At 72.7% G+C, this 23,126-nt stretch carries 28 protein-coding genes; 23 read left to right on the forward strand and 5 right to left on the reverse strand.

Features of this window, described 5'->3' with window-relative positions:
• Positions 1-125: 125 nt before the first annotated feature.
• Complete coding sequence (locus tag OG985_RS29670; protein ID WP_371671401.1) at positions 126-344, reverse strand: acyl-CoA carboxylase subunit epsilon; 219 nt, start codon at positions 342-344, stop codon at positions 126-128.
• A 391-nt stretch (positions 345-735) separates the two neighbouring features.
• On the reverse strand, positions 736-1,353 hold the full coding sequence (locus OG985_RS29675; protein WP_371671402.1) for a hypothetical protein: 618 nt from the start codon (positions 1,351-1,353) through the stop codon (positions 736-738).
• A 198-nt stretch (positions 1,354-1,551) separates the two neighbouring features.
• Between OG985_RS29675 and OG985_RS29680 the strand changes: the two genes are divergently transcribed.
• The 10 genes from OG985_RS29680 to OG985_RS29725 all read left to right on the forward strand — a co-directional run bounded on the left by OG985_RS29680 (position 1,552) and on the right by OG985_RS29725 (position 8,389).
• Positions 1,552-1,779: a hypothetical protein gene (locus OG985_RS29680; RefSeq protein WP_371671403.1), complete on the forward strand. Its 228-nt coding sequence runs from the start codon at positions 1,552-1,554 to the stop codon at positions 1,777-1,779.
• 54 nt (positions 1,780-1,833) lie between these two features.
• A complete protein-coding gene (locus OG985_RS29685) occupies positions 1,834-3,603 on the forward strand; it encodes an acyl-CoA dehydrogenase (protein ID WP_371671404.1) in 1,770 nt (589 codons plus the stop codon).
• Between the two features lie 12 nt (positions 3,604-3,615).
• On the forward strand, positions 3,616-3,918 hold the full coding sequence (locus OG985_RS29690) for an acyl carrier protein (protein ID WP_371671405.1): 303 nt from the start codon (positions 3,616-3,618) through the stop codon (positions 3,916-3,918).
• A complete protein-coding gene (locus OG985_RS29695) occupies positions 3,918-4,715 on the forward strand; it encodes a 4'-phosphopantetheinyl transferase superfamily protein (protein WP_371671406.1) in 798 nt (265 codons plus the stop codon). Before OG985_RS29690 ends, OG985_RS29695 begins: the two co-directional genes overlap by 1 nt.
• 73 nt (positions 4,716-4,788) lie before the next feature.
• On the forward strand, positions 4,789-5,547 hold the full coding sequence (locus OG985_RS29700) for a thioesterase II family protein (protein ID WP_371671407.1): 759 nt from the start codon (positions 4,789-4,791) through the stop codon (positions 5,545-5,547).
• A gap of 29 nt (positions 5,548-5,576) precedes the next feature.
• On the forward strand, positions 5,577-6,407 hold the full coding sequence (locus OG985_RS29705) for a BTAD domain-containing putative transcriptional regulator (RefSeq protein WP_371671408.1): 831 nt from the start codon (positions 5,577-5,579) through the stop codon (positions 6,405-6,407).
• A gap of 89 nt (positions 6,408-6,496) precedes the next feature.
• A complete protein-coding gene (locus OG985_RS29710; protein ID WP_371671409.1) occupies positions 6,497-6,766 on the forward strand; it encodes an acyl carrier protein in 270 nt (89 codons plus the stop codon).
• Positions 6,763-7,536: an SDR family NAD(P)-dependent oxidoreductase gene (locus tag OG985_RS29715; protein ID WP_371671410.1), complete on the forward strand. Its 774-nt coding sequence runs from the start codon at positions 6,763-6,765 to the stop codon at positions 7,534-7,536. Before OG985_RS29710 ends, OG985_RS29715 begins: the two co-directional genes overlap by 4 nt.
• Entirely contained in the window at positions 7,536-7,931 is a 396-nt protein-coding gene (locus tag OG985_RS29720) for a SchA/CurD-like domain-containing protein (RefSeq protein WP_371671411.1), read from the forward strand. The genes OG985_RS29715 and OG985_RS29720 overlap by 1 nt, the downstream gene beginning before the upstream one ends.
• Positions 7,928-8,389 (forward strand): anthrone oxygenase family protein, encoded by a 462-nt coding sequence (locus tag OG985_RS29725; protein WP_371671412.1) that lies wholly within the window; start codon positions 7,928-7,930, stop codon positions 8,387-8,389. Before OG985_RS29720 ends, OG985_RS29725 begins: the two co-directional genes overlap by 4 nt.
• Before the next feature lie 186 nt (positions 8,390-8,575).
• Here OG985_RS29725 and OG985_RS29730 read toward each other — a convergent pair whose 3' ends face one another.
• Complete coding sequence (locus OG985_RS29730; RefSeq protein WP_371671413.1) at positions 8,576-8,956, reverse strand: SchA/CurD-like domain-containing protein; 381 nt, start codon at positions 8,954-8,956, stop codon at positions 8,576-8,578.
• Between the two features lie 178 nt (positions 8,957-9,134).
• On the opposite strand from OG985_RS29730, the gene OG985_RS29735 reads away from it, so the two are divergent.
• The 13 genes from OG985_RS29735 (at position 9,135) to OG985_RS29795 (ending at position 19,405) form a co-directional block, all read left to right on the forward strand.
• The gene (locus tag OG985_RS29735; RefSeq protein ID WP_371671414.1) at positions 9,135-9,470 is read left to right on the forward strand and encodes a TcmI family type II polyketide cyclase; all 336 of its coding nucleotides are present in this window, start codon (positions 9,135-9,137) and stop codon (positions 9,468-9,470) included.
• A complete protein-coding gene (locus OG985_RS29740) occupies positions 9,467-9,901 on the forward strand; it encodes a cupin domain-containing protein (protein WP_371671415.1) in 435 nt (144 codons plus the stop codon). Before OG985_RS29735 ends, OG985_RS29740 begins: the two co-directional genes overlap by 4 nt.
• On the forward strand, positions 9,898-11,184 hold the full coding sequence (locus OG985_RS29745; protein ID WP_371671416.1) for a beta-ketoacyl synthase: 1,287 nt from the start codon (positions 9,898-9,900) through the stop codon (positions 11,182-11,184). Before OG985_RS29740 ends, OG985_RS29745 begins: the two co-directional genes overlap by 4 nt.
• Positions 11,184-12,401 (forward strand): ketosynthase chain-length factor, encoded by a 1,218-nt coding sequence (locus OG985_RS29750; RefSeq protein ID WP_371671417.1) that lies wholly within the window; start codon positions 11,184-11,186, stop codon positions 12,399-12,401. The genes OG985_RS29745 and OG985_RS29750 overlap by 1 nt, the downstream gene beginning before the upstream one ends.
• 34 nt (positions 12,402-12,435) lie before the next feature.
• The gene (locus OG985_RS29755) at positions 12,436-12,900 is read left to right on the forward strand and encodes an SRPBCC family protein (RefSeq protein ID WP_371671418.1); all 465 of its coding nucleotides are present in this window, start codon (positions 12,436-12,438) and stop codon (positions 12,898-12,900) included.
• A gap of 10 nt (positions 12,901-12,910) precedes the next feature.
• Entirely contained in the window at positions 12,911-13,372 is a 462-nt protein-coding gene (locus OG985_RS29760; RefSeq protein ID WP_371671419.1) for an anthrone oxygenase family protein, read from the forward strand.
• Between the two features lie 35 nt (positions 13,373-13,407).
• Entirely contained in the window at positions 13,408-14,163 is a 756-nt protein-coding gene (locus OG985_RS29765) for an SDR family NAD(P)-dependent oxidoreductase (protein ID WP_371671420.1), read from the forward strand.
• Complete coding sequence (locus tag OG985_RS29770) at positions 14,163-14,477, forward strand: antibiotic biosynthesis monooxygenase (RefSeq protein WP_371671421.1); 315 nt, start codon at positions 14,163-14,165, stop codon at positions 14,475-14,477. Before OG985_RS29765 ends, OG985_RS29770 begins: the two co-directional genes overlap by 1 nt.
• Positions 14,467-14,790, forward strand: a complete 324-nt coding sequence (locus OG985_RS29775) for an antibiotic biosynthesis monooxygenase (protein WP_371671422.1) — start codon at positions 14,467-14,469, stop codon at positions 14,788-14,790. Before OG985_RS29770 ends, OG985_RS29775 begins: the two co-directional genes overlap by 11 nt.
• Before the next feature lie 91 nt (positions 14,791-14,881).
• Entirely contained in the window at positions 14,882-15,745 is an 864-nt protein-coding gene (locus tag OG985_RS29780; RefSeq protein WP_371671423.1) for an NAD(P)-dependent oxidoreductase, read from the forward strand.
• A 24-nt stretch (positions 15,746-15,769) separates the two neighbouring features.
• Entirely contained in the window at positions 15,770-17,440 is a 1,671-nt protein-coding gene (locus OG985_RS29785) for an FAD-dependent monooxygenase (RefSeq protein ID WP_371671424.1), read from the forward strand.
• Complete coding sequence (locus OG985_RS29790) at positions 17,437-17,799, forward strand: antibiotic biosynthesis monooxygenase (RefSeq protein WP_371671425.1); 363 nt, start codon at positions 17,437-17,439, stop codon at positions 17,797-17,799. The genes OG985_RS29785 and OG985_RS29790 overlap by 4 nt, the downstream gene beginning before the upstream one ends.
• 46 nt (positions 17,800-17,845) lie before the next feature.
• Complete coding sequence (locus tag OG985_RS29795) at positions 17,846-19,405, forward strand: multicopper oxidase family protein (RefSeq protein WP_371671426.1); 1,560 nt, start codon at positions 17,846-17,848, stop codon at positions 19,403-19,405.
• A 73-nt stretch (positions 19,406-19,478) separates the two neighbouring features.
• Here OG985_RS29795 and asnB read toward each other — a convergent pair whose 3' ends face one another.
• Together asnB and OG985_RS29805 are read right to left on the reverse strand one after the other, a co-directional pair.
• Positions 19,479-21,335, reverse strand: coding sequence for an asparagine synthase (glutamine-hydrolyzing) (gene asnB / locus OG985_RS29800; protein WP_371671427.1), 1,857 nt, complete (start codon positions 21,333-21,335; stop codon positions 19,479-19,481).
• A gap of 79 nt (positions 21,336-21,414) precedes the next feature.
• Positions 21,415-23,034: an FAD-dependent oxidoreductase gene (locus tag OG985_RS29805; RefSeq protein ID WP_371671428.1), complete on the reverse strand. Its 1,620-nt coding sequence runs from the start codon at positions 23,032-23,034 to the stop codon at positions 21,415-21,417.
• Between the last annotated feature and the right edge of the window lie 92 nt (positions 23,035-23,126).

The following is a 23,126-nucleotide window of genomic DNA, read 5'->3' on the forward strand; positions in this document are numbered from 1 at the left end:
CCTGGCAGTTCGTCGGGTACGGGCGCCCGACTTGTCGTCCGCGCGCCCGGACCCATCGTTGTTTTCGAACGTAATGTGCGACTTCTAGAGGGACGCTCGACGCGGGCTGGTCGCGGGGCGCGAACTCAGGAGCGGGACCAGCCGACCGGCGGACGCGGGCGCGGACGCCTTCTGCTCCAGCCGGCCCGCAGCGGGGGCTCGTCGAACACCCCGGCCGCGCCGTCCGGCGCCCCGTCCTGACCTGCGGCCGACCGCAGCCGGGCGAGCAGTACCGCGGTCACCGCGGCGAGTTCCTCCGCGGTCGGCCGGCCGCGCACGATGGCGAGAGACAAGGGAGCTTCCATGCTCCGAGCGTGCCGCCGCCACCTCGAGACCCGCTCGCGGCCCGACGGTGCCTTCCCTCGAGCACGGCTTTCCGAGCCTGCCTGTCGGAGGGGGAGGGGGCGGCCGGAAGTCGCCGTGCGGTCCGGTCGCTCGCGGCGCCCGCGAGCCGCGGTGTGGACGGGCGACAGGGCATGGCCGATGGCCGATGGACGACGGCCCGATGGACGACGGCCCGATGGACGATGGGCCGGTGGACGACGGGGTGCGGAAGGCCGGAGCCGGAGCGGGAGCCGGAGCCGGAGCCGGAGCCGGAGCCGGAGCCGGAGCGGGAGCCGGAGCCGCATCCACAGCCTGGGCCGGAGCCGGTGTCCAGGCCGAGGTGGGCGGGGCGAAGGCCTGCCCACCTCCGTGTCACTCGCTTTCGAGTGGCAGGGCGTGGAGTTCGGTCACCTCGGCCGTGCCGGTCAGTTTCGTTCGGCGGTCCAGGTAGGCGGACGTGCTGAGGATCCGGTCGCAGGACTCGGGGTCCTGCCACCACAGGACGCCGGTGTAGGCGCGCGGGTCGACCACCGAGCGCAGCAGATCGCTGCCGCCGTAGCCGCCGGCGGTCACGCACGACCCCACGAGCGCCCCGAAGTCCATCTCGAACCGCGCCGGTTCGCTCTCCACCACGGCCCGCACCAGCACCACGCGCGCCGCGTCGGTGAGCGGCGCGGCGGCGGGCATCCGGCCGACGCTCACCGCGAGTTCGTGCCGTACGGCGGCCAGGGCCGTCACGGAGGCCAGATGCGGAAGGAAGCTGTCGTCGTGCGTGGCTTTCAGCAGGGCGTTCATACCGCGCCACTGCTCCAGGCGGACATAGCCGCCGGGCCGCCCGATCAGCCGGAGCGTGATCCCGTCGTCGAAGCCCCTCAGGTCTTCGCGGTGGCGCGCGTAGGCACGGAGTCCGGCGGCCGGCGCCAGGTCGGCGTCCGCGGCCGTGAAGTGCTGCAGGGCCGTCACCCGGTTGACGAGATCACGTGGGGGCATCAGCGAGACCCACCTCCCCCTCCGCCTCTCCGCATGCCCGCACACCCCCTCGCGTACGCGCGCCGACAGTCGACCACGCCCCGCTCGAGCCTCACTCGAACCTGGGCCGGGACCGGCCGTCACGAGAGTTCCTCGAGGACCCGCCGAGCGCGGGCGAGGACCGTCCCTCATCCGAGAACAACCACGGAAGGGACGTTCATGACCACCACCACCGACGACGTCGGCCGGATTCCCCGCGATCCGGGACGCACACTCACCCGTTTCGCGGTCGACCGCCTGGTCAGGCCGGTCTGGTACGCGCTGGTCGCCTACGGCGGCATGTGGCTGGGCGGCGTCAGGTTCGAAGCCGACGGTACGCCCGTGCCGATCCTGCCGATCCCTCACGACGCTCCCGAGCCTGCCCGGGAGGACTTGAGGGCCTCTTGAGCCACGCCGGTTAGGCATGGGCGGAGCGGGACCCAATCGAGGACGGAGACAGCCATGACCACGGTGGTGAACAGGGCGGAGGCCGCCGAGAGGGCCGTACAGGAACGTATAGCGCGGCTCGAACACGACCTCGGCGACCTCGACGACCCTGGCAACCCTCTGGGCGCGGACCACTTCCTCGCCGCCGACGGAAGACAACGGCTGCTGCCGGCGGCCGAACGGCTCCTCGACGACTTCGGGCTCAACGCCGAGTTCGTGCCCCGCGAGCTGGGCGGCCGGCTCGACCGGCTGGACGTGCTCGCCCGGGTGCTCAGGGCGGTCTTCCGCCGGGACGCCGCCCTCGGGCTCGCCCACGGGATGACCTCGTACCTGGCGGCCGCCACCGTGTGGGCGGACGGCACCGGACAGCAGCGACGGCAGACCGCCGAACTGCTGCTGTCCGGCGGCCGGATGGCCGGCGCCTACCCGGAACCCGCCCCCGGCAACGACTTCCTGCACAACCGGCTCACCGCGGTCCGGGAGCCCGGCGGCTACCGGCTCGACGGCCGCAAGGAAGCACTCAACAACGCCGCGCGCGTCGACTCGCTCGTCGTGTTCGCGCACACCCCCGAGGCCGGGGGCGACGCCCAGACGGCGTTCCTCCTGCCCGGCCCCGGGGCGGCCGGACCCGGGATCACCGTGCTGCCCCGACGCCGTACCAGTGGTATCCGCGGCTGTGTCGTCCAGGGACTGGAGTTCACCGGCCACCGCCTGGGCGCCGACCGGCTGCTGGGGCCGGAGGGCGGTGGCGGCCTGCTCGCCGAGCGGGTCTTCCCCATCACCCGCAGCACCGGCCCCTCGATGGCGTTGGGCTGCGCCGACACCGCGCTGCGTACCACCGTCGCCTTCGCCCGCGCGCACCGCTCCCGCAGCCGCGCCTCGCTGCACAGCGCCCGCACCCGGTTCGCGCTCGTCGACGCGTTCACCGACCTGCTGGTGTGCGACTGCCTCTCGCTCGTCGCCACCCGGGCCGCGCACCTGCTGCCGCGCGAGAGCCGCACCCTGAGCGCGGCCGTGAAGTACCTGCTGCCCACGATCCTCACCGAGATGGTCTACGACCTGTCCATCGTGCTGGGCGCCGAGTCGTACGCCACCACCGGCAGTTACGGACTGTTCCAGAAGGCGGCCCGGGACCTGCCCATGATCGGACTCGGCAGCGCCGGAACCGCCGCCAGCCGGTCCGCCATCGTCGAACACCTGCTGCGGCTGCCGGAGTTGGCGGCGCCGCCCGAGCCCGCCGGGTCAGCCGGGGCGCCCCTCGCCGAGGCCTGCGCCCGGCTGTTCCGGCCGCACGACCCGGACCTGCCGCCGCTGCGACCCGAGGAACTGGCGCTGCCCGCCGGAGGCGACTCGCTGCTGGGCTCCCTGCCCGCCACCGTGCGCCGGGTGCGCGCCGCGCACGGCGAGTTCGCCGGAGCGCTGGGCGAGGCGGCCGACGCCCTGGCCACCGAACTGCGGCTGCTGCGCGAGGACTGCGCACGGCTCGCCGAGCGTCCGCCCGGCCAGGACCTCAGCCCCCGCGTCTACGCCCTGGCCGACCGCTACGCCCTGATCGTCGCGGGCGCCGCCTGCCTCGGCGTGTGGCGGCACGGCGCCCCCCGGGACAGCGGCCTGCTCGCCGAGCCCGCCTGGGCCGCGCTGGCGCTGTCCCGCATCGTCGGCCGGCTGGACCGCAGCGCCGTACGCGCACCGGAGTCCGGCACCGAACACCTGCTGGCCGAGGTGCTGGACCGCTTCGACGACGCCCGCAGCTACGACCTGTACGCCACACCCATAGGCCGATGAGGAAGGCAGACCATGAACGACATCGCCGGCACCGCCGACAGCGTCGATCCCGCACCGGGCGGCACCGCGCTGCCCGTGCTCGTGGAGGAAGTACAGCGCATACTCGACCGGCCGCCCGCCCGGCTCACCGCGGAACTGCACCTGCAGCACGACCTGGGCTTCGACTCGGTGATGATGCTTCAGCTCAAGGGCTGCCTGGAGGCGCGCTTCCCGGCGCTGCGCGAGGCGTCCCTGCCCGACATGCTGCTCGGCGTCCAGACGATCGGCGCGCTGGCCGGGCGGCTGGAGCGCATGGCCGGACTGCCGGTGGCGTGATGCGACCACTGCGCAACCGCGGTCCCGCGGATTCCTGGCTGCGCGTACGCCGTGAGGTCGAGTCCTCCGGTACGTCGGTCATCTACGCGGCCGTCGACGACTGGCTGCCCGACGACTTGGAGCGGCCCGGCCTCGCCGCCGCGCTCGGCCGCGACCACAAACGGCTGCTGGAGATGACCCACGTACCCAACCGCTCCCGCTTCGTCGCCTCCCGGCTGCTGCTGAAGTCGGCGGCCGCGGCGGTGCTCGGCACCTCGCCCGACGAACTGGAACTCGCGTACAAGCCCGGCGGGCGGCCCCATCTTCGCGGTGTCGACCAACTCGACGTCAGCATCAGCCACACCGAGGAACTCCTCGTGGTCGGGCTCACCCGCAACGGCCGCATCGGCGTCGACATGGAGAACGCCGACCGCCGGATGCTGGGCCTCGGCACCGAACGGCAGGTGTGCACCCCGTACGAACTGGAGGCCCTGGAGAGCGTCGCGGAGGACCGGCGCAACCGGGAGCTGGTACGGCTGTGGACGCTCAAGGAGGCGTACAGCAAGGCCATCGGACAGGGTCTGCGGTTCCGCTTCACCGAGTTCGGGTTCACCCCCCAGGACCAGCAGGTGCAGATGCTGCGGCCCGACGGAACCCCGGGGGCGGGCTGGGAGTGGTCCTTCCACAGCTGGCTCGCCGAGGACGCGTACACGCTCAGCGCGGCCGTGTACGACCCCGGGTTCGGCTCCCACCGCGACGGCGCCGCGGACTGCCCCCTGCTGCCCGCGGTGCCCGATCCCCGGTCGAGTGAGCGTTGAGCAGCCTTCCAGGTGATGCGGTGACTCTCGGAGCCCGCACCCGCCGAGCGGTGCGGGACGAAGGGGGGTCCGGGTGCATCGATATCTCGCGGTGCGACCGAAGGCCGACGAGGCCGGGACACAGCTGCTGTGCTTCCACCACGCCGGTGCGGGCGCCATGGCCTACGCCGGCTGGCGGCACCGGGTCGGACCGGACGTGTCCGTCCTCCCGGTGCGGCTGCCGGGCCGGGAGACGCGGCGACGCGAGCCGCGGATCACCGACACCGGCCGGCTGGTCGAGGAACTGCAACAGGACCTCGGGCCGCTGCTGGAGAAGCCGTACGCCCTCTACGGGCACAGCATGGGGGCGCTGGTCGCCTACCGGCTCGCCCTGCACCGGGCCGCGCACGGGCTGCGTCCGCCGCTGCTGCTGCTGGTCGGGGCGTGCAGCGCTCCGCAGCTTCCCTCGGACCTGCTGGACCGGGGCGACCTGGAGACCCTCACCGACGAACAGCTGATCGCGGCGATGGCGGACGAGGAGAGCATCCCCGAGGCGCTGCTGGCGCGGCCCGACTGGCTGCGGAGCACCCTCGACACCCTCCGGGCCGATCTGCTGCTGGCCCGTGACCTGCGCGCCGCGCCGGTCCGTCCACTGCCGTGTCCCGTGGAGGCGTTCGCCGGCCGGGACGACCGCATGGTGACGATCCCTCAGATCCGGGCCTGGGAGCACTGCACCGACGCGGGCTTCCGGCTGCGGACCGTCCCCGGTGCGCACTTCTTCGTCCGCGGGCGTGAGGTGCCTCGAGCCGTCGGGCAGTCGCTGCGCTCCGCGGCGCCGCTTCCCACCGGCTGACCAACACCGTTCCCGAAGGAGTTCTGCGGATGGACATCAGCGTCCTCGGCCCGTTCCGGGCCACTCTCGCCGGGGTGCCGGTGCACCTCACCGCGGTGAAGCCGCGCAAGGTCTTCGCGCTGCTCGCCCTGCAGGCCGACGAAGTCGTCTCGGTCGCCTCGCTGGTGGAGGAGGTCTGGGGCGAGAGCCCGCCCCGCAGCGTGCAGACCACGCTGCAGACCTACATCCTCCAGATACGCCACGTCATCGGCGCGGCCCTCGGCGACGAGCGGGCCGAACTGCCGCACGGCGCCAAGAGCGTGCTGGTGACCGAGCCGGGAGGCTACCGGCTCGACACCCAGGGCGGGCTCATCGACGCCCGCGAGTACGACGCCCTGTCCTCGGTGGGACACCGGGCGCTGGAACAGGGCGACTGGGCCGAGGCGGCGTCGTACTTCGGCCGCGCGCTCGCCCTGTGGCACGGCCGGGCACTGGCCGACGTCCAGTGCGGGGCGCAGCTCGAAGTGGAGGCCACCCGGCTCGACGAGTCACGGATGAGCGTTCTTCACGGCCGGATCGAGGCAGACCTGAGGCTGGGCCGCCACCATGAACTCGTCGGCGAACTCTCCGGGCTCGCCGCCCGGCACCCGCTGCACGAGGGACTGCACGAGCAGCTGATGCTCGCGCTGTACCGGGCGGGCCGGCGCAGCGACGCGCTCGAGGTGTACCGGCACCTGCGGAACGCGCTCAACCAGAGCCTCGGCCTGGATCCCTCGCCCGGCCTGGAGCACCTGCACCGTGCGGTGCTCGACTCCTCCCCGCGCCTCGACCCGGTGGGCGCGTCCGCCCACGGCACACCGCTGCTGGTGAGTCCGTACTGACCGGCCCGGCCGGACCGGTCGACGGCCCCACCGGCGATCCGTCCCTCCCGCAGTCCGCACACCCCAGCCAAGGACCGAAAGGAACCATCGTGAGCGACATCACCCTGGCCGAACTCGGCGAGCTGCTGCTCGAATGCGTCGGCGCCCCGGAGGAGGGCATGGCGTTCGAGGGCGACGAGGCCCTCGGCACCCCCTTCCTGGAGTTCGGCTACGACTCCCTCGCGCTGCTTCAGGTCACCAGCGTGATCAACCGCAAGTACGGCATCGTCCTCGACGACGACGCCGTCGCCGAGGCCGAGACCCCGCAGATGCTGCTGAAGATGATCGCGGCCGCGCCGCGCGCCGGGGCGATCCGGTGACCGCAGCGGCCTCCACACCGGGTTCCCCGGTGCCGGACGTCCCGTCGGCGGGCCGGCGGGTGCTGGTCACCGGGGGCACCCGCGGGATCGGCCGGGCGACGGTGCTGGCCTTCGCCCGGACCGGTGCCCGCCTCGTCGTCGCCCACCGCGGCGACGGCGCGGCGGCCGACCGGCTCACCCGCGAACTCACCGAACTGGGCGCCGACTTCACCCTGGTCGCGGCCGACCTGACCCGTGCGGCCGGTGCCGAGCGGCTCGCCGAAGCGGTCCTCGACCGGTTCGGCGGCCTGGACGTGCTGGTGAACAACCTCGGTGTCGACGGGCACGTCCCGTTCGAGAAGCTGGCCGAGGACGAGTGGCACCGGGTGCTCGACCACAACACCACCTCGGCGTACCTGGTCACCCAGGCCGTGCTCGACCAGCTGGGCGAGGGCGCGTCCGTCGTCAACATCGGCGCGTCGGTGGCCCTGCGCGGCCGCCCGCTCGGTGTGCACTACAGCGCGTCCAAGGCCGCGCTGGTCGGCTTCACCCGCGCGCTCGCCAAGGAACTCGGCGGCCGGGGCATCCGGGTCAACCTGGTCGCCCCCGGCGTCACCGAGACCGAGCCGGGCGGCGGACTGCCGCCCCAACTCGTCGCCCGCCTCACCGCGTTGACCGCGCTGGGCCGCCTCGGCCGTCCCGAGGACGTCGCCGGAGCGGTGCTGTACCTGGCCGGGGACTCGGCCGCGTACGTCACCGGCACCACCATCGAAGTAGACGGAGGAATCTGATGCCCTACGCCGCCATCACCTACCGGGTGAAGCCCGGACACGAGGAGGAGATCGCCGAGATCTTCGCCAACTTCCAGCGGGTCGACCGGCCCGACTTCGCCGGCGACGACGGCGACGCGGCCGGGCGACTGCTCGGCACCGGTGTGTTCCTCAAGGACGACGTGCTCGTCCGGGTCATCCACTACGAGGGCGACTTCGCGGCGATCGGCCGGCACATGGCCGCGCAGAAGGGCGTGCACATCCTGGAGACCAAGCTCGCTCCGTACCTCGCCGAGGAGCGGCACACGGACACGACCACGCCCGCGGGCTTCGCCGCGCACTTCCGGGACGCCACCATGCGGACGATCGCCCAGCTCACCGTGGACAGCCACCCCGCGGGAGCCGGCACGTCATGACCGGGCTCGAAGCCGTTCTCGGCGTCGCCGCCCTGCTGGGCAGCGGTGTCACCGCGGGAGTGCTGTTCGCCGTCGCGCTGAGTGTGCTTCCCGCCCTGTTCGCGATGGAGACCGGCACGTACGTGTACGCGCACAAGCTGCTCGGGCGGAACTGGGATCCCACGATGCCGGTGATCGTGCTGACCAGCACCGTGGTCACCGCGGTCCTCGCGGTGGTGGGAGACGGCGCCGCCCGCGCGCTGTTCGCGGTCGCCGCGGTGCTGCTGCTGGGCGTCTCCGGCGTCTCGCACCTGTGCAACGTGCCCATCAACCGTCGGGTCAAGTCGATCACCGACCCGACCGACATCCCCGCCGACTGGGAGGACCCGCGACCCCTCTGGCGCCGCTGGCACCTCCTGCGCACCCTCCTGGCCGTGACCGCCCTGGCCGTGACCGCGGCGGGGGTCACGAGCCTCTGACCCGGTCCGTTCGGCAGGCACCGATCCGGTGCCTTCCGGTCCGGGTGGCCTCCGGGCCGACACCTGACAGGGCGGCCGCGCCTCTCGCGCGGCCGCCCTGTCATGCCCGTGCCCCTGCCCGTCTCCGTGCCCCTGCCCGTCTCCGTGCCCCTGCCCGCCGTCGTCCGGCGGGCAGGGGCCGGGTTCTCACGCCGGGGCCGGCAGGTCGCGTATCGAGATCTGCGCGACCGTGTTGAGCAGGCTGCGTCGGAACGTGGCGACGAAGCCCTCGACCGTGTCCGTGTCCCGGGGCCTGGTCAGGTACGGCTTCAGCTTGGCCTCCACCTCGCGCACCCCGGGCTGCGTCGCCATGTGGCGGGCCACGGCCTCCAAGTCGCCGGTGTACTCGATGACCCGTACCAGCGTGTCGTCGCGCAGGAAGACGGCGGTGGCGAGGATCGTGCCGGCCGCCTCGCCCCGCTCGTCCCGCACGCTGCTGCTCCTGACGCGCTTGAAGTCGCCGAAGACCTCGGCGAGTTCCTTCTCGTACCCGGGCTTGATGTCGTAGGTGATGGCTGCGAACGGCATGCCTGTTCCTCACTCGTCGGAGTCGTTCCCGCCAGCCCACCGCAGCCCGCACGAGAACCGCTCGAACCGCCTCCGGGGCCCGCAGCTGCAGGCCGATTCGAGCAGACCTGTAGTCCGCGGTGGGACGTTCCCGGTCGACCACCCGCGCTTCACCGGTCACCGGACCAGGAGGTACACCGTGCACCGCACCCTGATCGTCGCCAAGCTCCGTCCGGACAGGACGGACGACATCGCGAAGATCTTCGGCGAGTCGGACGCCACCGACCTGCCCCACATGATCGGCGTCAGCCGCCGCACCCTGTTCAAGTTCCACGGCCTCTACTTCCACCTGGTCGAGGCCGACGACGACATCGGCCCGAACCTGTACCGGGCCCGCAGTCACCCGCTCTACGACGACATCAACACCCGGCTCGCCGAGTGCGTGGAGCCGTACGACCCCGACTGGAAGGAACCCAAGGACGCGATGGCCGAGCCCTTCTACATCTGGACCAAGGACGGAGGACGAATCCAGTGACCACCGCCATCAGCCGTACCGTGAAGGTGTCGTCGGACGAAGTCGAGGCCAACACCAAGCGCGGGGGTGACCTCCGCGTCACGCTCAGCCCCAAGACGGTGGGCTGCACCTCGGGCTTCGGCGGCGTCATGACCCTGGAGTCCGGTGACTGGGTCACCGAGCACTACCACCCGTACTCCGAGGAGTTCCTGCACGTCGTCGACGGCACCCTGGAGATGACGCTCGACGGTCAGACGGTGACCCTGGGGGCCGGCGACTCGCTGCTCGTCCCGATCGGCGTCCGTCACCGTCTGGTCAACACCGGTGAGGTAACGGCTCGTTGTGCCTTCCACCTGTCCCCGCTGGCGCCGCGCCCCGAGCTCGGCCACGTGGACACCGAGCAGGCGCAGCGTCCCGACCAGTCCAACCCGGACGTGGGTGGGGCACCGTGACCCGACGGGCCGTCATCACCGGTGTCGGCGCGGTCGCGCCGGGCGGGGTGGGCCGGGAGGCGTTCTGGCGGACGCTGTCCGAGGGGCGCACCGCCACCCGGCGGATCTCGCTCTTCGACGCGGGCGCCTTCCGTTCGCAGGTCGCCGCCGAGGTGGACTTCGATCCGGCGGCCGCCGGACTGACTCCCCGGCAGATCCGCCGGATGGACCGGGCCGCGCAGTTCGCCGTGGTCAGCGCCCGCGAGGCGGTGGCGGACAGCGGCATCGACCTGGCGTCCCTCGCCCCGGAGCGGGTCACCGTCGCCATCGGCAGCGCCGTCGGCTGCACCATGGGCCTGGAGGAGGAGTACGTCACCCTCTCCGACAGTGGCCGGAAGTGGCTCGTCGACCACGAGTACGGGGTGCCGCACCTGTACGGGTACATGGTGCCCTCCACGCTGGCCGCGGAAGTGGCCTGGGAGGTCGGCGCCGAGGGCCCGGTGGCGCTGATCTCCACCGGCTGCACCTCGGGCCTGGACTCCCTCGGACACGCGGTGCAGCTGATCGAGGAGGGCTCCGCGGACGTCGCGGTGGCCGGCGCCACCGACGCCCCGATCTCGCCCATCACCTCGGCCTGCTTCGACGCGATCAGGGCGACGACGTCCAACAACGACGACCCGGAGCACGCCTCGCGCCCGTTCGACGGCGAACGGGACGGATTCGTCCTCGCCGAGGGCTCTGCGGTCATGGTCGTCGAGGAACGCGAGGCGGCGCTCGCCCGGGGCGCCCGCATCTACGCCGAGATCGTCGGCTTCGCGGGCCGCAGCAACGCGTACCACATGACCGGACTCAAGCCGGACGGCCGGGAGATGGCCGAGGCCATCACCGTCGCCCTGGACCAGGCCAGGCTGGACCCCACCGCCGTCGGCTACGTCAACGCGCACGGCTCGGGCACCAAGCAGAACGACCGGCACGAGACCGCGGCGTTCAAGCGGAGCCTCGGACAGCACGCGTACGACATCCCGGTCAGCTCCATCAAGTCCATGGTCGGCCACTCGCTCGGGGCGATCGGCTCCATCGAGGTCGCCGCCTGCGCCCTGGCCCTGGACCGCCAGGTGGTGCCGCCGACCGCGAACCTGAAGACCAAGGACCCGCTGTGCGACTTGGACTACGTCCCGGTCACCGCGCGCGATCACGCCATGGACGTCGTGCTCAGCGTCGGCAGCGGCTTCGGCGGGTTCCAGACCGCGATGCTGCTGGCCCGCCCGGGCTCCGCGGCCGCCGCGGCCGGAAGGAGTGCCTGATGACCGCATCCACCAGCGCCCCGGTGATCACCGGCCTCGGCATCGTCGCGCCGACCGGCATCGGCGTCGAGGACCACTGGGCCTCGGTGCTCGCCGGCAAGTCCGGCATCGGCCGCATCGAGCGCTTCGACCCGGAGAGCTACCCGGTGCGCCACGCGGGCCAGGTTCCCGGGTACGACGCCCAGGGCAACGTGCCCAGCCGGCTGGTCTCCCAGACCGACCACTGGACCCACCTCGCGTTCACCGCCGCCGAGGCCGCGCTCGCGGACTCCGGGGCCGACATCACGGGGATACCCGAGTACGAGATGGCGGTGGTCACCTCCTCGTCCTCCGGGGGCACGGAGTTCGGGCAGAAGGAGATGACCTCCCTCTACCGCAACGACCCCGGCTGGGTCGGCGCCTACCAGTCGATCGCCTGGTTCTACGCCGCGACCACCGGCCAGTTGTCGATCCGGCACAAGATGCGCGGCCCGTGCGGTGTGCTGGCCTGCGAGCAGGCCGGCGGCCTGGACGCCATCGGGCAGGCGCGCCGGCTCACCCGCAAGGGCGCCCGGCTCGTCGTCACCGGCGGCACCGACGCCTCGCTGTGCCCCTACGGCTTCACCGCCCAGCTGACCACCGGCAAACTCTCCACGGTCCCCGACCCGGAGCGCGCCTACCTGCCCTTCGACGCCGAGGCGTCCGGGTACCTGCCGGGCGAGGGTGGGGCCATCCTCGTCCTGGAGAGCGCGGAGGCCGCCGCCGAGCGGGGCGCCGGCTACGGCCGGGTCCTCGGCTATGCGGCCGGTTTCGACCCGGCACCGGAGTCGGGGCGGCCGCGCGCGCTGCACCGTACCGCCGTGGCCGCGCTGCGCGACGCGAACCTCGGCCCCGCCGACATCGACGTGGTGTTCGCGGACGCCGCGGGCCTGGTCGCCGACGACCGCGACGAGGCCGAGGCCATCACGAGGATCTTCGGACCGCGCGGGGTGCCCGTCACCGCGCCCAAGACCCTGACGGGCCGCCTGTACGGCGGTGGCGCCCCGCTGGACGTGGCCACCGCGCTGCTGAGCCTGCGCGAGGGCGTCGTACCGCCCACCACCGGCACCCGCGAGCCGGCCCCGGGCCTGGAGATCGACCTGGTCACCGAAGCGCCGCGGGAGGCTCCGCTGCGCCACGCCCTGGTGCTGGCACGCGGCCACGGCGGCTTCACCTCGGCCCTGGTCCTGGGCCGCTGACCCACGACACACGTACCCGACAAGGAAGTGCCCCATGGCTGGACACACCGACAACCACATCGTCATCGACGCACCGCTGGAGCTGGTGTGGGAGATCACCAACGACGTGCCCAACTGGCCCGACCTGTTCAGCGAGTACGCCTCCGCCGAGGTGCTGGAGCGGGACGGCGACACCGTGGTCTTCCGGCTCACCATGCACCCGGACGAGGACGGCCAGGTGTGGAGCTGGGTCTCGCAGCGCACCAGCTTCCGTGAGACCCGCACGGTCCGCGCCGAGCGCGTGGAGACCGGGCCGTTCGAGTTCATGACCATCTTCTGGGAGTACACCGAGGAGCCGGGCGGCGGCGTGCGCATGCGCTGGGTGCAGGACTTCCACATGAAGCCCGCCGCGCCGGTGGACGACGAGCAGATGACCGCGCACCTCAACCGCAACACCAAGGTGCAGATGGAGCTCATCAAGCAGAAGGTCGAGGCCGCGGTCCCCGCGGTCGCCGGATGAGAGGTCAGCCGTGTTGTCCGTCCTGACTCCGCTGCTGCTGCTCCTCAACGGGCTCGCCGCCGGGGTGCTCTTCGGCACCCAGCTCGGTGGCTTCCCGTATCTCGCGTCGCTGCCCGCGGACCGCTACGTGCACGCCCACGCGTTCTTCGGGCAGCGCTACGACCCGGCGATGCCCATCTGCCTCATCGGCACCGTGGTCTGTGACGTGGTGCTGGCGCTGCGCGCCGAAGAGGCCGCAGCCCAGGGCCTGTTCGGGCTGGCCGCCGTGCTCGCCGCGGCCACGGCCGCCATCTCCGTCGCCAAGAACGTCCCGGTCAACCGGTGGATGCGCACCCTCGACCCGGACGACCTGCCGGCCGACTTCGCCACCCGCGACCCCCGCCACGAGTGGGGCGCGTGGAACCGCCGGCGCAGTTGGCTCACCGTGGCCGCGCTCGCCGTCAACTGCGTCGCGCTCGGCGTACTGCTCTGACCGCGTCATTTCCCACACCTGAGGAGCGTTTCCCCATGGATCTCGAACTGAGGGGCAAGAAGGCCCTGGTCACCGGCGGCACCCGCGGTGTCGGCCGGGGTGTCGTGCTCGCGCTGGCCCGTGCCGGTGTCGACGTCGTCACCTGCTACCAGCACCCCAGCGAGTACGTCACCAGCCTGGAAGAGGAGCTGAAGGAGACCGGCGGCAACCACCACGTGCTGCGCGCCGACCTGTCGCAGCCGGAGGAGATAGCCGAGCTGCTCACCAAGGTCCGCGAGCTGCACGGCGACCGCCTCGACCTGCTGGTCAACAACGCGGGCGCGATCAGCCACATCCCGTACGCCAACCTCTCCCTCGAGGAGTGGCAGCGCGTCATCGCCACCAACCTCACCGGCGCCCACCTGGTGATCCAGCACGCGCTGCCGCTGCTCGGCGAGGGCTCGTCGGTGATCTCCATCGGCTCCCGGGCCGTGGACGCGGGCATCCCGCTGCGCTCGCACTACACCGCCACCAAGGCCGCGCTGGTCGGCCTGAACCGTTCGCTCGCCAAGGAGTTCGGCGGCCAGGGCATCCGCTTCAACATCGTCGCCCTCGGCGTCATCGAGACCGAGAACTTCCACGAGCTGCCGCACGACCAGAAGAAGCTGATGACCGAGCGGTACGGCGCCAAGACCGCGCTCGGCCGGCTCGGCAAGCCGGACGAGGTGGCCGGAGCCGTCCTGTGGCTCGCCAGCGACCTGTCCCGCTACGTCACCGGCAACACCATCGGCGTCGACGGGGGGATCTCCTGATGGCCTTCCGCGTGATGCTGCGCCTGGAGATCGAGCCCGGCACGGCGACGGACTTCGAGCGGGCGTGGCTGACCGGCACCGACGCGGTGACCGGCCACCCCGCCAACCTCGGCCAGTCGCTGTCCCGCGAGCCGGACGGCACGTACGTCATCATCAGCGACTGGGTCGACGAGCCGCGCTTCAGGGAGTTCGAGGAGAGCCCCGCCCACCTCGAACACCGCGCCACCCTGCACCCGTTCCGCAAGGGCGGCTCATTCCACGTGCTGGAGATCCTGCACTCCATCGAGGGCAGGGCGGCCGTCGATGCCCGCTGACGGCGGCGGCGAGGTCAGGGTGCTCGTGTTCCAGGCGGCGCCGGACGAGGAACAGCTCGCCGCGGTCCGCGCCGCCTACCACGAGGTCAGCAAGCGGCTCGCGGCGGTGCCCGGCATGCTCGGCAACGAACTGCTGCGCAGCCCGCTGGACCCCTCCGCGCTCGCCGTGATGAGCCGCTGGGAGTCGCTCGCCGCCTTCCGGGCGTGGGAGGCGGGCGCCGACCACCGCGAGGACACCGCCCCGCTGCGGCCCTACCGCGACACCCGGACCGCCGCCCCGTTCGCCGTCTACGAGGTCGACGCCGCGTACTGAACGCGCCGACGGCACCCGGCGGCACCGGAGAACACGGACAGAACGGCACCCGGAAGACACGGACAAGACAGAGAAGAGAAGAGAACCCACCATGAGCAACAGCCAGCTGGCCTTCATCGGCCTCGGCAACATGGGCGGGGGCATGGCCCGGCGGCTGCTCGACACCGGGCACACGCTCACCGTGTACAACCGCACCGCGAGCAAGGCCGCGCCGCTGGTCGCGGCGGGCGCGACGCTCGCCGACGCCCCGGAGCGCGCGGCCGCGGGCCACCACCTGGTCCTGCTGAGCCTCAGCGACGAGAAGGCGGTCGACGAGGTGCTGTTCGGCCGGGTGGTGCCGGTGCTGCAACCCGGTGCCGTCGTCGTCGACACCTCCACCGTCTCGCCCGGCTACGCCCGCCAGGCGGCCGAGCGGCTCGCCGCCAGGGGGCTGCGCAGGGTCGAGGCGTGCGTCGTCGGCAACCCGCTCCAGGCCCGCAAGGGCGAACTGCGCGTGTACGCCGCCGGAGACCCCGCCGACCTGTACGAGGCCCGCCCGGTGCTGGAGGCGATCGGCAACGAGGTCGTCCACGTGGGCGCCCCCGGCACCGCCGCCAGTCTGAAACTCATCCTCAACCTGCTGCTCGGCGCCCAGGTCGCCTCCCTCTCCGAGGCGGTGGCCTACGGCACCGCCGCCGGCCTGGACCGCGAACAGCTGATCAGCGTGGTCTCGGCGAGCGGCTTCAGCTCGATGGTCATGCGGTTTCGCGCTGATCTGATGCTCAAGCAGTCCTACGAACCGGCCTTCTTCCGCTCGGAGTTGATGGAGAAGGACATCCGGCTCGCGCTGGAGGCCGCCGCCCAGTACGACACCGGGATGCCGGTCCTCGCCGCCGTGCGGGAACGGTTCGCGTCCGTGGTGGCCGCGGGCGACGGCGACAAGGACGCCTCCGTGCTCGTGGAGCACCAGTCGTAGCACCAGTCGAAGGGATGTGAGGCAGTGCCCAGTACAGGCCGGAGTGCGCTCCGGAACACCGATGTCCTGGTGGCCGGCTCGGGGCCGGCCGGGCTGGCGGCGGCTCTCTTCCTCGCCGAACAGGGAGTGGACTGCTACCTGCTGGAAGGCCGGCGGGAGCGGGTCCGCCCGCCGCGCATCCTCGGCGTCCACCCCCGCGCCATGGAACTGCTGCGCTCCCTGGGCGTGGAGGAGGCGATCCGTGCCCTGCCCTCGGCCCGGGCCCTGGCCCGGAACTCGGGGGTGATCGCCGCCGAGTCCCTGGCCGGGCACGAACTCGGCGCCCTGGACGCCAAGTACGTCGTGGACGTCGACACCGACCTGAGTGCCCTGTCGCCCACCACCTGGTGTCTGTGCGACGAGGCCGAGCTGGAGCAGGCCCTGCGGGAGCGGGCGGAGCGGATGGGCGTACGGCTGCGGCCGGACTCCGAGCTCGTCTCCTTCGACCGGGACGGCTGGGGCGACGACGGGATCTCCGCGGTGGTCCGCGACCGGGCCACCGGCGAGGAACACCGCATCAGGGCCTGCTGTCTGGTGGACGCGGGCGGCACCGGCGGCCTCGTGCGCGAGCGGCTGGGCATCGCCTTCGAGGGCCAGACCCTCGGCCACTTCGTCACCGTACGTTTCACCGCGGACCTCACCGGTGAGCTCCGGGGCCGCCGGTTCATCATGGCCTACGTCGACAACCCCGGGGTGCGCGGCTCCCTGATGCCGCTGGACAACCGTTCCGACTGGCTGCTGCACGTGCGCCACGATCCCGAGCTGGAGCCCGCCGAGTCGTTCACCGAGGAGCGCTGCGCCGACCTGGTGCGGGCCGCCACCGGCGTGCCCGGGCTCCAGCCGCGGATCGAGAGCGTCAGCCCGTGGGCCGGGGAGGCGAAGGTCGCCGAGCGCTTCCGGTCCGGCCAGGTGTTCCTGGCCGGGGACGCGGCGCACGTGATGCCGCCGAGCGGCGGCTTCGACGCGGGCACCGGCATCATCGACGCCCACAACCTGGCCTGGAAACTCGTCGCGGTGCTGGACGGCTGGGCCCACCCGGACCTCCTCGACAGCTACGACGAGGAGCGCCGCCCGGTCTGCGCGGCCACCGTCGAACAGGCCGTGCTGCGGGCCCGGGACCGGGCCCGGCTGCTGGCCGCCTACCCGGACCCCGCCGACCCCGAGCTGGTCCAGGACCCCCTGATCTGGCTGGCCGCCAGGTACCGCTCGTCGGCCGTGATGCCCTGGGACGAGGGCACCCTGCCCGGCTACGGGCTGTGGGCGGCGGAGAACGACGGCCGGCCCGGCAGCCGCGCCCCCCATCTGCGGGTGCGCCACGGCGGGGCCGAGATCTCCGTGCACGACCTGTTCGGCCGCTCCATGGTCCTGCTGACCGGGCCGGACAACCGCCCCTGGCAGGAGGCCGTCCGCTCGATCGGCGCCGAACTGGGCACACCCGTCCAGCTGTACGGCGTCGGCAGCGACCTCGAGGACCTCGACGACCGCTGGCCGGAGCTGTACGGCGTCACCGCGCAGGGCGCCGTGCTGGTGCGGCCCGACGGGGTGGTCGCCTGGCGTTGCACCGACGCGCCGATCTTCACCAGGACCGTACTGCGGGCCATGACCAAGCGGGTGCTCCGGCTGGACCGGCCGCCCGCGGAGAAGGGGACACCGTGACCGAGACCGCAGGGACCCGCACCGCCGACGGCGGGGAGCCGACCCGGGTGATCCTCCGTATGGAGGTGTACCCGGAGCTGGCCGCCGACTTCGAACGGGTGTGGCTGTCGGTGGGCGAGAGCATCGCCCGCGAACCCGCCAACCTGGGGCAACTGCTGGTCAGGTCCACCGAGGAGGAGGCCGTCTACTACGTCCTCACCGACTGGGCCGGCGAGCGCGCCTTCCGCGACTTCGAGGTCAGCCACCGCCACACCCTGCACCGACAGCGGCTGAAGCCGTTCCGGCGGGGCGGCGACATGGCGGTCACCGAGGTCGTGCACCGGCTCGAGCCGGTCTCGAGCGAGCCTCCGGCCGCGTGACCGAGGGTGGGGTCCGAACCGTCGGACCCCACCCGAGGACCCGCTCATGACGTCAGCCCCCCGCTTCCCGCGCCGTCGGCTTCTCCTCGGGACGGGGGGCGTTGTCGTGGCCGCGGGTGCCGGGTGGGGCGCCACGTGGCTGAACGTCTACCGGGACCGCAAACGCAGCAACGTCGGAAAGCTGTCCTTCCGCACCGCCGTCCGGATTCCCGATCTGCTCGAACCCGGGCGGTCCGCCGACGGCCGCCGCCACTACCCGCTCACGCTCGCCGCCGGCACCAGCGCACTGCTGCCCGGCCGCCGCACCCCCACCTGGGGAGCCAACGGCAGCTATCTCGCGCCCACGCTGCGCGCCCGGCGTGGCGACCACATGGCCGTCACCGTGCGCAACCGGCTGCCCGAGGCCTCCACCCTGCACTGGCACGGCATGCTGCTGCCGGCCGCGATGGACGGCGGGCCGCACCAGATGATCGAGCGGGGCGCCGAGTGGCGTCCCCACTGGACGGTGCGCCAGCCCGCCGCCACGCTCTGGTACCACCCGCACCCGCACGGCTCGACCGGCTCACACGTCTACCGAGGGGTGGCCGGCCTGATCATCCTCGACGACGAGCACTCCGAACGTGCCGCCCTGCCACGGGAGTACGGCGTCGACGACGTGCCGCTGGTGATCCAGGACAAGAACTTCCACGACGACGGCACCCTCGACTTCACCGAGACCCGGCTCGCCGAGTCCGTGGCCGGCGCCGACAACGTGGGCGTGCTCGGCGACACCATCCTCGTCAACGGCACCTACGACCCGCACTTCACGGTCACCACCCGCCGCGTCCGGTTCCGGCTGCTCAACGGCTCCAACGCGCGCGTGTACTGGCTGGGCCTCACCGACGGCCGCACCTTCCACCTGGTGGCCACCGACAACGGGCTGCTCGCCCGGCCGCGGGCCATGGACCGGCTGCTGCTCGCCCCCGGCGAACGCGCCGAGATCGTCGTGGAGTTCAAGCCCGGCGACGAGGTCGTCCTGCGCAGCTTCGAACCCGCGCTGGACCTCGGCTTCCCCACCGAACGCTTCATGGGCGGCGACGACACCTTCGACATCATCTCCCTGCGCGCCGCCCGGCAGCTGCGCGCCTCACCCGCGCTGCCCACCCGCGTCGACGGCGCCCCCGCCCTCGTCGAGGCGCCCGACGGCGCCCGGCGCCGGCACTTCGACTTCACCGGCCTCCAGATCAACGGCAAGACGATGGACATGAACCGCATCGACGAGGTCGTGCCCGCCGGCACCACCGAGATCTGGGAGATCGAGCGCGGCGACGAGTGGATCCACGTCTTCCACGTGCACGGCGCCACCTTCCAGGTCCTGGACATCAACGGCAAGCGGCCCCCGTCGTACGTACGCGGCCCCAAGGACACCGTCTACCTGCACGAGTTCGGCACGGCCCGGCTCGCGGTCCGGTTCGACACCCTCACCGACACCCGGGTGCCGTACATGTACCACTGCCACGTGCTGCGTCACGAGGACGAGGGAATGATGGGCCAGTTCACCGTCGTCGAGCCCGGCACCGAGGCCTCGGCACCCCGGAGCGTGGACGGCGGCACCCACCACCACTGAGCGCCGCGGCGGGCGCGCTCGCGAAAGCCCCGGGACGCCGTCGCGTCCCGGGGCTTCGTGCCGTGCCGTCCGGTCAGAGCACCAGCCGGATCCCGTACCTGCGCAGCCAGGTGTTCAGCTGCAACGGCAGCTCGACGTTGGCCCGCCGCGCCCAGCGGTTCAGGCCCTCCGGGTCCTTCAGCGCGGCCCGCGCCGCCGGCACGTCGAGGAGCGGCAGCACCGGGGCCTGCGAGTCGTCGAGAAGCGCGTGCATCTCCCGGCGCAGGGCCTCCTCGTAGCCGGGGTCGAGGGTCACCGGGTACGGCGTCTTGCGCCGCTCGACGACGCTCTGCGGCAGCACGTGCCGCACCGCGGCGCGCAGCAGGCTCTTCTCCCGGCCGTCGAAGTTCTGCAGGTCCCAGGGGAGGTTGTACGCGTACTGCACCAGCCGGTGGTCGCAGTACGGCATCCGCACCTCCAGGCCCACCGCCTTGAACAGCCGCTCGGTGTGCCCGTTCTGGTTCTCCATGAAGTTGGTCAGGTGCACCCAGCACAGCTCGCGCATGTGTCGCTCCTGCTCGGACATGCCGGGCAGGTGCGGTGCCTCGGACACCGACTCGCGGTAGCGCTGCGCCGCGTAGTCCAGCGGGGCCAGGTCCTTGAGCAGCGACTCGTCGAACAGGCCGCAGCCCAGGCCCTTGGAGTCGTCACGCACCACCCCGCGGGCCACCCAGGGGAAGGTGTCCATGCGCGACTCGACCGGGTCCCGGTTCCACGCGACGCCGTGGAACAGCGAGTCGGCCGCCTCACCCGTCAGCACGACCTTCGTGTCCTGCTCGCCCACCGCGCGCGCCAGCAAGTACAGCGAGGTGTTCATGTCGCCCAGCGGGGTGGGGTAGTCCTTGGCGCGCAGCACCTGCCAGCGCGCCACCTCGTCGCTCAGTTCCGCCGGGTCCAGGACCACGCCGGTGTGGTCGGTGTCCAGGTGCCGCACCACGTCGGCGGCGAACGGGGCGTCCGGCGACTGGCGGGTGTCGGTGGCCTGGAAGTTCTCCGAGTGCCGGGCGAAGTCCACGGTGAACGTGCGGATGCGCCGGCCCGTCCTGCGCAGCTCCCGGTCCGCGAGGCCCACCACCCCGCTGGAGTCGAGGCCGCCGGACAGCAGCGAACCCACCGGCGCGTCGGTGCGCAGGTTGCGCTCGATGCTCTCCTCCAGCAGGCCGCGGATGGTGTCCACGGTGGTGTCCAGGTCGTCGGTGTGCTCGGCCGCGTCCACGCCCCAGTAGCGGGTCCGCGTGCTCCCGCCCGCCGACACCACCAGGTGGTGTCCGGCCCGTAGCCGGTGCATCCCGCGGAACGGCGCCACGTGCGGCGTACCGGAGTACGTGAAGATCTCCTGGAGTCCCTCCGCGTCGACCTCCGGCTGCACCAGCGGGTGCGCCAGGATCGCCTTCGCCTCCGAGCCGAAGATCAGGCCCGTGGCGGTCGGGTAGTACAGCAGCGGCTCCACGCCGAGCCGGTCGCGCACCAGGAACAGCTCCTCGCGGCGGGCGTCCCACACCACGCCCGCGAAGGTGCCCTCCAGCCGCTGCACGGCCTTGGCACCCCACTCCAGGTAGGCGTGCAGGAGTGTCTCGGTGTCGCCGCCGGAGCGGAAGCGGTGGCCGCGGCGCGAGAGGGTGGCCCGCAGCTCCTCGTGGTTGAGGATGGAGCCGCTGTGCGCGGCCACCGCGACGGTCCGGCCGTCGTGCTCCAGGGCGACCGGCTGCCGGCCGCCGCCCTCCAGGTCGAAGACCGCGAGGTGGCGGTGGCCCAGGGCGGCGCGCGGGCTCGTCCAGACGCCCTCGCCGTCCGGCCCGCGCAGGGCCATCGTCGCGGCCATGGCCAGGACGGTGCCGCGTTCCCGGGTCAGATCCCGGGACCAGTCCACCCAGCCGGTGATTCCAGACATGGTCTCTCCCTCGGTCCCTCGTAGCGGGGACGGTCAGAACGTCAGAACTCGATCGGGCCGCGCCACCGCGCCGCCGGGGTCATCGGTCCAGCAGCGTCTTGAGGACGTCGCCGAGTACGGCCGAGGGGGCGTCCTGGGCACCGGCGGACCGCCAGGCGACCACGCCGTCCGGCCGCATCAGCACGGCACCCTCCGGGCCCACGCCGTACGCCGCCCCCCAGGCGTCCGCCGGGTCGTGCAGGGTGTCACCGAGGCGCAGCACCTCCAGGGCCACGCCCGCCTCGCGCGCCGCGGCCGGTGCGGCCCCGGCCCACGGCCCCGCTTCGGGCCCGGCGACCAGCACCGGTGTGCGGGTGAACAGGTCGAGGGACGACACCTCCTGCCCGTCCCGGGTCAGCGGGACGTGCGGGGCGCGGGTGCCGGGCAGCCCGCGCGGGTCGCCGTTCCACACACCGTCCGGCGCCCGGTCGGCGGGGGCGGGCAGCACGGCCGGCGAGCGGTACTGCCAGCCGAACCAGATCTCGGTGTCGGCGTGGATCGCCGGGTTGGCCGGCGCGGGTTCCTTCGCCGCGAGCCGCGGGCGGTCCTTGGAGCGCAGCACCGCCTGCTCGACCGTGGCCGCGCAGACCGGCCGGCGCTCCGGGTCGTAGCTGTCGAGCAGGCCGGGTCCGGCCTCGCCGCGCAGCACCGCGGCCAGCTTCCACGCCAGGTTGTGCGCGTCCTGGATACCGGTGTTGGAGCCGAACGCCCCGCTGGGCGGCATCACATGGGCGGCGTCGCCGACCAGGAACGCCCGGCCCGCGGCGAAGGCGGTGGCGGTCCGGCCCGCGGCCTCCCAGGGGATCGCGCCGAGGACCTTCACCTCCAGGTCCGGCACCCCGGCCGCGGCCCGCACCAGGTCCCGGCACCGCTCGTCGGTGAACGAGGCGGCGTCCTCGGTGGCCGGGTCGAACACCACGTGCAGCAGCCACCGCCGGGAGTTGTCCAGCGGCATCAGCGCACCGCGCACCGCGTCGTTGAACGTGTAGCACATGATGAACCGGCGGTCGCCGACCTGTTCGGTCAGGTCCGCCTCGAAGTGGATGTTCAGGAAGTGCCCGGTGGTGCCGGGCCCCTCGAAGCCGATACCGAGCGCCTGCCGCACCGGGCTGTCCGGTCCGTCGGCGGCGACCAGGTAGTCCGCCGTCAGCGTGCGGACCTCGCCGGTGTCCCGGTCCCGCAGCAGCGCGGTGACGCCGTCCGCGGTCTGCTCGAACGACTCCAGCTCCGTGAAGTACGAGAACCGCGCCCCGAGTTCCTCCGCCCGCCGCCTGATCACCGGCTCGAACTCGTCCTGGTGGCACAGGCACCAGCCGGTCGGCGACAGGGCGCTCAGATCGGTTCGTACGTCCATGAAGTACTGCTCGTGCAGCGCCCCCATCTGGTGCCCGGCCAGCGACTGGGCGGCCAGCACCCCGGAGTTCCCGGCGAGGGCGCGCGCGGACTCGGTGGACCGCACCTCCGGCTCCAGGCCGACCGATCGCATCAGCTCCATCGCCCGCGGGTTGATGCCCCGGGCGCGCGGGTGCGGTGACATGCCGCGGTGGCGCTCCACGACCACACAGGGCACCCGGTGCCAGGACAGGAACAGGGCGGTGGACAAGCCGGCCAGTCCCGCGCCTGCCACCAGCACCGGGGTGTGCTGCTGCTTCTCCGACACGTGCTTCCTCCTCTGAACGGACCGTGCGGCCAGCGTGGTGGCCACGGGTCGGGGCGCGATGGAGGAAGGCTGGACCAGGGCCCGTCGCCGGC

It is taken from the genome of Streptomyces sp. NBC_00289 (genome assembly GCF_041435115.1).
In the GTDB taxonomy this organism is placed as follows: Bacteria; Actinomycetota; Actinomycetes; order Streptomycetales; family Streptomycetaceae; genus Streptomyces.

What these genes read in the sequence shown, in the direction of transcription:
- OG985_RS29680 (WP_371671403.1), top strand. Translation starts at nt 1,552, where the DNA reads ATGACCACCACCACCGACGACGTCGGCCGGATTCCCCGCGATCCGGGA.
- OG985_RS29685 (WP_371671404.1), top strand. Translation starts at nt 1,834, where the DNA reads ATGACCACGGTGGTGAACAGGGCGGAGGCCGCCGAGAGGGCCGTACAG.
- OG985_RS29695 (WP_371671406.1), top strand. Translation starts at nt 3,918, where the DNA reads ATGCGACCACTGCGCAACCGCGGTCCCGCGGATTCCTGGCTGCGCGTA.
- OG985_RS29720 (WP_371671411.1), top strand. Translation starts at nt 7,536, where the DNA reads ATGCCCTACGCCGCCATCACCTACCGGGTGAAGCCCGGACACGAGGAG.
- OG985_RS29755 (WP_371671418.1), top strand. Translation starts at nt 12,436, where the DNA reads ATGGCTGGACACACCGACAACCACATCGTCATCGACGCACCGCTGGAG.
- OG985_RS29675 (WP_371671402.1), bottom strand. Translation starts at nt 1,353, where the DNA reads ATGCCCCCACGTGATCTCGTCAACCGGGTGACGGCCCTGCAGCACTTC.
- OG985_RS29780 (WP_371671423.1), top strand. Translation starts at nt 14,882, where the DNA reads ATGAGCAACAGCCAGCTGGCCTTCATCGGCCTCGGCAACATGGGCGGG.
- OG985_RS29795 (WP_371671426.1), top strand. Translation starts at nt 17,846, where the DNA reads ATGACGTCAGCCCCCCGCTTCCCGCGCCGTCGGCTTCTCCTCGGGACG.
- OG985_RS29670 (WP_371671401.1), bottom strand. Translation starts at nt 344, where the DNA reads ATGGAAGCTCCCTTGTCTCTCGCCATCGTGCGCGGCCGGCCGACCGCG.
- OG985_RS29765 (WP_371671420.1), top strand. Translation starts at nt 13,408, where the DNA reads ATGGATCTCGAACTGAGGGGCAAGAAGGCCCTGGTCACCGGCGGCACC.
- OG985_RS29705 (WP_371671408.1), top strand. Translation starts at nt 5,577, where the DNA reads ATGGACATCAGCGTCCTCGGCCCGTTCCGGGCCACTCTCGCCGGGGTG.
- OG985_RS29730 (WP_371671413.1), bottom strand. Translation starts at nt 8,956, where the DNA reads ATGCCGTTCGCAGCCATCACCTACGACATCAAGCCCGGGTACGAGAAG.
- OG985_RS29725 (WP_371671412.1), top strand. Translation starts at nt 7,928, where the DNA reads ATGACCGGGCTCGAAGCCGTTCTCGGCGTCGCCGCCCTGCTGGGCAGC.
- asnB (WP_371671427.1), bottom strand. Translation starts at nt 21,335, where the DNA reads ATGTCTGGAATCACCGGCTGGGTGGACTGGTCCCGGGATCTGACCCGG.
- OG985_RS29770 (WP_371671421.1), top strand. Translation starts at nt 14,163, where the DNA reads ATGGCCTTCCGCGTGATGCTGCGCCTGGAGATCGAGCCCGGCACGGCG.
- OG985_RS29775 (WP_371671422.1), top strand. Translation starts at nt 14,467, where the DNA reads ATGCCCGCTGACGGCGGCGGCGAGGTCAGGGTGCTCGTGTTCCAGGCG.
- OG985_RS29750 (WP_371671417.1), top strand. Translation starts at nt 11,184, where the DNA reads ATGACCGCATCCACCAGCGCCCCGGTGATCACCGGCCTCGGCATCGTC.
- OG985_RS29690 (WP_371671405.1), top strand. Translation starts at nt 3,616, where the DNA reads ATGAACGACATCGCCGGCACCGCCGACAGCGTCGATCCCGCACCGGGC.